This window comes from Neobacillus sp. (assembly GCF_031988165.1).
Lineage (GTDB): Bacteria > Bacillota > Bacilli > Bacillales > Cytobacillaceae > Neobacillus > Neobacillus rhizosphaerae.
Genome location: NZ_DALZYO010000078.1, coordinates 1 through 7161, shown reverse-complemented (window position 1 = coordinate 7161; position 7161 = coordinate 1). Strand labels below are relative to the sequence as shown.

Genomic DNA, 7161 nt, shown 5'->3' with positions numbered 1-7161 from the left:
CTACTTTGCTCGTAAACTTGCTATATCAGGCGGAAGAAAAATGAAAAACGGTATACTGATTGGAGGAAATATAGAAGAACAAATTATAGGTTCAAATATAGATATTGCATTTATTGTAAGTGGGCTTGATGATAATTTTAATATAGGTCGAATTGAAAGATATATTACCTTAGTTCTTAGTAGTGGAGCTACACCTGTTATACTGTTAAATAAATGTGATCTTTGCAATAACATACCCGATTATATAGAAAAAATAAATACTATTGCAAAAGGGATAGCTGTACATCCCATAAGTGTTTTAAATAATATCAATATGAATATCTTTGATAAATATTTATGCTGTGGTAAGACCGTAGTATTTCTTGGTTCTTCTGGTGTAGGCAAATCAACAATTATTAATTATGTTTTTGGTGCTGAAATACAAAAAACAAATACTATAAGCAGTTCTAATGGTAAAGGCACACACACTACCACAAGTAGCCAGCTTTTACAGCATAGTTCAGGCTGCACAGTTATTGATACTCCAGGTATTAGGGAACTGCAGTTATGGGCTGATGAAGATATACTTTCAGAAAGCTTTCAAGATATCTACGCTTTGGTAGAGCAGTGTAAATATAGAGACTGTAAACATGATAAAGAAGTTGGCTGTGCAGTTAAAGAGGCTATTGAGGATGGAAGATTAAGTATTGAAAGATTTAATAGCTACAAAAGCCAATTGAAAGAACTTAAAACTCTAAAGGATAACAAAAAATCCTATTATAATAACAGAATAAATAAATTTAATAAAAGAAATACGAAAAGAGGTTAAGCTGAATGTTAAAATTAAAATATTTGTTTGATAATGAAGATTTAGCTCATATGATACTTAAGAATTGGGAGTATGATTATGATGACCCTGATCTTTTAAAGTATTATAGAATTTCTGCAAATGCAGTTTATTTGTGTAAGAATCAAGGTAGTCCTTTTTTTCTTAGGTTTACACCTTCCGAGGAAAAAACCAAGGAAAAGATACTTGCTGAACTTGAATTCCTGAGTTATTTGAGAAGTAATGGCTATCCTGCAGTAGAAACTATACTCTCTAAAGCTGGCAATGAACTTGAAGTAGTAGACACACCTTGGGGAACATTCCATGCTGTTGCATTTAAAAAAGCATCTGGTAAACAAGTATCAGAAATGCCTTTGACAAAGGATTTAATCTTCGGTTTAGGTAAAGCTTTAGGAAAATTGCATAAACTAAGCAGTGAATTTAGTCCAGTAAATAATAAACGTAATGACTGGAAAAAAACAGCATGCTGGATGGAAGATGTATTATCAACTTTTCCAGATGAAACTGCTGCTAAAAGTGAGCTATCTATACTTAAAGCTTATTTTTCAAAACTACCAACTACAAAAGAAGACTTTGGGCTTATCCATTATGACTTTGAGCTTGACAACGTATTTTATAATGAAATCACGAAAACCTATAATCCTATAGATTTTGATGATGCGATGTATCATTGGTATGCATTGGATATTGAGCAATCATTAGATAGCATAAAAGAAGATATGCCAGAAGAACAAGTAGAATCTTCGGTAAATAAGTTTATTAAGGGTTACCGCTTAGAGTATGCTATTTCTGATGAAATGCTTAAATTATTGCCTATTTTCAGAAGATATGTTAATTTATATGGATATGTCCGTATACTTCGTTCTGTAGAAGAAAAATGGGACAACGAACCTGATTGGATGATTGATTTGAGAATTAAACTAAAGAATTTATTAGACACTAGAAAAGATACATTTACAGTGCCTATTTAATTAACTTTTGAAGGAGTGTATACGGGATTTTTTAGTTATTTTCCTATTACACTCCTTTGAGGTAATCCCTAAATCTATTAACTTTTTAACATACCATAATTATATATTGAATTAAATTAAGTTTTACCTAAGTCTATCATTGAAAATAACTATGATTATTTACTTGACATATTATCAATTAAATCCATAATCTGTGGACGTTTAAAGCTTGATGCAACTTGAATAAAGTTTACAATTCTATGTGATAGAAATTTATTCTTATGATATACAATAGAAAAGGAACGATTCCATGTACAATCTTCATTTTTCAAAACTACGATACTTCCATCCTTAATCTGTTCTTGGACTAATCTCACCGATAAAACTGCTAAGCAGCCTTGTTCAATCACAGCATTGATCATAGCTGTTGGGCAATTTGCCACCACACTTTCTTTAATTGCAATCCCCTGCTTATTTATGTAATTCTCAAACTGTTCCCTTGTTCCACTCCCTTTTTCTCTCATTGCAAATCGTTGACCATTCAGTGCTTCCACTGTAAAGTAACGATTTGCAGCTAATGGATGATTTTTATCACAGACCAATACTAGATAATCATCAACTACTGGAATACTTATTAAATCATGACTTTTAACAACACCTTCTACTAAGGCGATATCTATGTTAGCTTTTAACAGTTCTTCTTCAATTGCTTGTGTATTATTCACATAAGAATAGATTTCAACAGTATCATCGATACGCTCAAATTCTTTAATAATATCGTTGATTAAGCAGCTTCCTACTGTAATTGTTGAACCAATGCGGAATGCTTGTACCCTTGATGACTCTAACATTTTACTTTCTAATTCATCAAATTGCTGCACAACCTGCTTTGAATAATAGAGTAATTTTTTCCCTTCCTCAGTAATAAACAGTTTCTTAGATAAACGTTCAAATAATAAAAAACCATAATGTTCTTCTAATTCCTTTATTATTTGGCTTACTGTTGGTTGTGATAAATAAAACTTTGCTGCTGCAATGCTCATTTTCCCGCTTTCTGCTACCTCAATAAATACACGTAAATGTTTAATTGTCATGTAATCTCACCCTTCTTCTGATATATACCATATCCGGTTTACATTTTCGACATATATTAACAAAAAAGTTCATCAGCTTTTCCTATGATACTAATAAGATATTACCACTTTCATAATATTAACTCAAATGCTATATTTAGAGTAAAGATATGTTAAATAAATGACAAAGGAAGTGATTCTGTGAAAGTACTTATTGTTGGTGGTGTGGCTGCTGGTACAAAAGTAGCTGCTAAATTAAAAAGAGAAAATCGTGATTTAGAGGTTACCATCTTAGCAAAAAGCAGTGATATTTCATACGCAGGCTGTGGTTTACCATACTATGTTGGAGATTTAATTCATGAACGTTCTGGTCTTATTGTGAACACACCAGAAAGTTTTTCTTCACTTACAGGAGTTAAGGTTTTAACACAAATGGAAGTAACTAAAGTAAATCAAGTAGAAAAATCCATAGATGCTTTAAATTTATCTACGAATGAGGCCTCTACATTTACATATGATAAATTAGTCATTGCTTCCGGTGCAAATCCAATCAAGCCAAGCCTTGATGGTGTGGAGTTAAAAGGTGTTTACTTTATGAGAACTCCAGAAGATGCAATTTCATTAAGAGATTCTGTAGAAGCAGGAGAAATCAAACGAGCTATCGTTGTTGGTGGTGGCTTCATAGGACTTGAAGTTGCTGAAAATTTAGCATTACAAGGAATTAAAGTATCTGTTCTTGATATGGCAGATCACGTACTTCCAGGTTTCGATCCTGAATTTTGTGAGTATGTAGAAAACCATCTTGCTGATCAAGGTATTATGACTTTTACTAACACTCGTCTTGAAGGTATTCTTGGAGAAGAGAAAGTTGAAAAAGTTAAAACACAAAAACGTGCAATGAAATGTGATGCAGTAATTCTTGCAATGGGTATTCGTGCTAATACTGCTTTCTTAGAAGGCACATCAATTGAACTTATGCCTAATAAAACAATTAAGGTAAATGAATATTTACAAACAAATGATAAAGACATCTATGCAGTTGGTGACTGTGCTTGCGTAACAAATTCCATTACAAAAGCCCCTGCTTGGTCTCCTATGGGATCTTCTGCAAATATCGAAGGTCGTGTTGCAGCGAAAAATATTGTTGGTGGCCATTTAAAATATAATGGGGTATTAGGTACCGGCGTTTGTAAATTACCAGAATTAAATGTAGGCCGTACTGGGTTAACTGAACAACAAGCAAAAGATGCTGGTTTTAATGTTGCTTCTGTTGTAACTGTAGTAGACGATAAAGCACACTACTATCCAGGCGCATCATTATTTATCGTAAAAATGATTGCTGATAAAGAAACTAAGAATTTATTAGGGCTTCAAGTACTTGGTAAAGGTGCCGTTGACAAAATGGTTGATATCGCAGTAACAGCTATTACCACCAATGCTTCCTTGGAAGACATTGGGGATATGGACTTAGCTTATGCTCCACCATTCTCTACAGCAATCCATCCATTCTCTCATACAGTGAATATATTACTTAACAAAATCAGTGGAGCATTTTCAACAATTACTCCATTTGAATATAAAACTAACAAGCCAGAAGGGTATCAAGTAATTGATGCTTCAATTACTCCTTCTATTACCAGGGCTCCTTATATTGACCTTACAAAAGTGACAGGCCCTGTAGAAGGCTATGGCTTAGATGACAAATTACTCTTAGTTTGTGCTAAAGGTAAACGTGCGTATCTATTACAAAATCGTTTAAAACATTATGGCTACACAAATACTCTTGTACTTGAAGGTGGTTCTACTTTTTCTGAAGTAGAAATACAATAGAATTATAATATAAATATAATAGAATTATAATAGAAATTTTATATAAATGGAGGAAACAACTATGATGACTCAACTTAAAATAACTGCTGAAGATGAAAAAAGAGTGAAAGGAATGGGCTTTTTAAGGAACAGAGGAACTGATTGCTTCTCTGCTAGAATTATAACTGTAAATGGTAAAATAACTGCTGCTCAAAATAAATGCTTATCAGAAGCAACAGATTTATATGGTAATGGTTTTGTGACTTTCACAACTCGTCTTACAGTTGAATGTCAAGGAATTCACTATGATAACATCGAAAAATTCCAAGAATACATTGCAAAAGAAGGCTTAGTGACTGGTGGTACTGGTTCTAAAGTTCGTCCAGTTGTAAGTTGTAAAGGTAGTACTTGCCAATATGGCTTAATCGATACATTTGGTTTCTCTGAAGAAATTCATGAAAGATTCTACAACGGATATGCAAAGGTTAAATTACCACATAAATTCAAAATAGCAGTAGGTGGATGTCCAAATAACTGTGTAAAACCAGACTTAAATGACATCGGTATTATTGGCCAAAGAATCCCTAACTATGATGAAGATGGTTGTAATGGATGTAAAAAATGTAGTGTTGTAGAAGCATGTCCAATAAAAGTTGCTAAGCTTGAAGATGGTATCTTAGAAATCGATAAAGACCTTTGCAACAACTGCGGACGTTGTGTTGGTAAATGTCACTTCGACTGTATTGAAGATGGTACTACGGGATACAAAATCTACATTGGGGGTAGATGGGGTAAAAGTATTGCTCAGGGAGTTGCACTAAGCAAGGTATTTACAACAAAAGAAGAAGCATTAGACGTAGTAGAAAAATTAATCTTACTTTACAGAGAACAAGGACAAACTGGAGAACGTTTATCTCAAACAATCGAGCGTATCGGCTTTGAAGTAATTGAAAAAGAATTACTTTCAGATGATATTTGGGCACGTAAACAAGAGATTTTAGATTCAAAACTTCACTTAGTTGGCGGCGCTACTTGCTAATTCAAAGCATCTAGATCCATAGCATTAAGGCATGTGAAAATAAATAATAGACCAAAGATTCGAAGTATATTTGTCACGAGACAAGGAGTTAAAATCCTGTCATAGTGGCGCTATGACAGAATTTTAACGACGCAGTATTCGTGACAAATAGGCGAGAAAACTGATCTATTATTTATTTGATAGTGCCTAAAATAAATCAACTGGTTATAAACTTAAAAACCACCTTAAAAGGGTTCTATCCAATGTCATATGAAACCCTTTTAAGGTAGTAATAAAGTTTACTTGCTCACTTTATCCGATGACTACAAGCTCTAATACTCCATCGCACTCTGTGAACGCGATTCGCACCAAATCAGAGATTTGGGCCCTCTGCTTTTCTTCAAAACGGGAGTAAAGAGCGACTACGACCCTGGATAACGATTTCCCCTAAAGGACAACGACTTCTAAGTATCAAAAATACTGATACTTAGAATTCTGTTAGTAAGCTTCAGTGGGAGTAAAAACTCCATCTGAGGCAAAGAACTCTGTTTATAGGAGTGATAAAATGATTAAAGCAATTTATTTTCATAAACTAAAACTATAAATACAACTTTCTCTAGGAGGTATAACACTAGTAGTTTCAATGGCTTAAAGGCACAAGAATATAAGAATATAAAAACATAGAGTAAGATTTAAATACTTTTTTTGTTTTTGACTCTGTTTTAAACCAATGTTGATATAAGAACTAAATAGTAAAGTGGACAAATCAAGTTGTCCACTTTACTATTTAGTTCGTCTAATAATTAATATTTTGAATCAACTTAACTTTGCATTATATTTATTTGAGCAGTATCATTGCACACATTTAAAACTCTTAAATGATAGCTTAGAATTTATATACTAATTGGAACTTTAAGATTGCATTAAATTTCTAAGAAAATCAGCTGTTGATAAAACTTCTTTAATATTTTTTTCATTCTTCATATTTAAATTTGCATATTTCATAATTTTTCTAATGTCAGTTAATGAATTTTCAAATGACTCATTCATCCAATTATATCTTGGAAAAAGCCATACATGAAAGTGGCTTGAACGTTCTTCTTGAATAATAACCACTTCATTGATATCACTAATCTCATTTAAAGCTAATCTAGATTTATATATTAGGTTAGTAAGTTCTGTTACTTCATCTAAAGTTAATTGAGCAATTGATTTTAGATGTTTTTTTGATACTATGACGAGAAAGCCTTTTAGTGGAGTTTCTAAATCTTGCTGTATAAAAAAATTCTCTGTTTTCTTTATAATTCCACCTGGAGGTATAATATTACCTTTACCTATTTCACAAGCGATACATTCAGATTTCCACTCATTATTCATAAAATCTTTCATTATAATTCACTCCTTCATGATATTATACAGTTACGTCTTAAATTACTATTGTTCAATAGTTTATATTTTTATTATACATAACTTATGGATTATAAT

The 7161-nt window shown here is 32.4% G+C and carries 6 protein-coding genes; 4 read left to right on the top strand and 2 right to left on the bottom strand.

The genetic code is table 11. The features are described from left to right. A partial coding sequence (gene rsgA / locus RTR43_RS25125; RefSeq protein ID WP_312476714.1) for a ribosome small subunit-dependent GTPase A occupies nucleotides 1-808 on the top strand: 808 nt, incomplete at its 5' end. Between the two features lie 5 nt (nucleotides 809-813). Next, nucleotides 814-1797, top strand: coding sequence for a phosphotransferase enzyme family protein (locus RTR43_RS25120; RefSeq protein WP_312476712.1), 984 nt, complete (start codon nucleotides 814-816; stop codon nucleotides 1795-1797). Between the two features lie 155 nt (nucleotides 1798-1952). On the opposite strand, the gene RTR43_RS25115 is transcribed toward RTR43_RS25120, so the two are convergent. After that, complete coding sequence (locus RTR43_RS25115; RefSeq protein WP_312476710.1) at nucleotides 1953-2870, bottom strand: LysR family transcriptional regulator; 918 nt, start codon at nucleotides 2868-2870, stop codon at nucleotides 1953-1955. Between the two features lie 180 nt (nucleotides 2871-3050). Between RTR43_RS25115 and RTR43_RS25110 the strand changes: the two genes are divergently transcribed. Next, nucleotides 3051-4679, top strand: a complete 1629-nt coding sequence (locus RTR43_RS25110) for an FAD-dependent oxidoreductase (protein WP_312476708.1) — start codon at nucleotides 3051-3053, stop codon at nucleotides 4677-4679. 61 nt (nucleotides 4680-4740) lie between these two features. After that, complete coding sequence (locus RTR43_RS25105) at nucleotides 4741-5697, top strand: hypothetical protein (RefSeq protein WP_312476706.1); 957 nt, start codon at nucleotides 4741-4743, stop codon at nucleotides 5695-5697. Nucleotides 5698-6588: 891 nt separating this feature from the next. Here RTR43_RS25105 and RTR43_RS25100 read toward each other — a convergent pair. Next, nucleotides 6589-7065: an HIT family protein gene (locus RTR43_RS25100; RefSeq protein ID WP_312476704.1), complete on the bottom strand. Its 477-nt coding sequence runs from the start codon at nucleotides 7063-7065 to the stop codon at nucleotides 6589-6591. Between the last annotated feature and the right edge of the window lie 96 nt (nucleotides 7066-7161).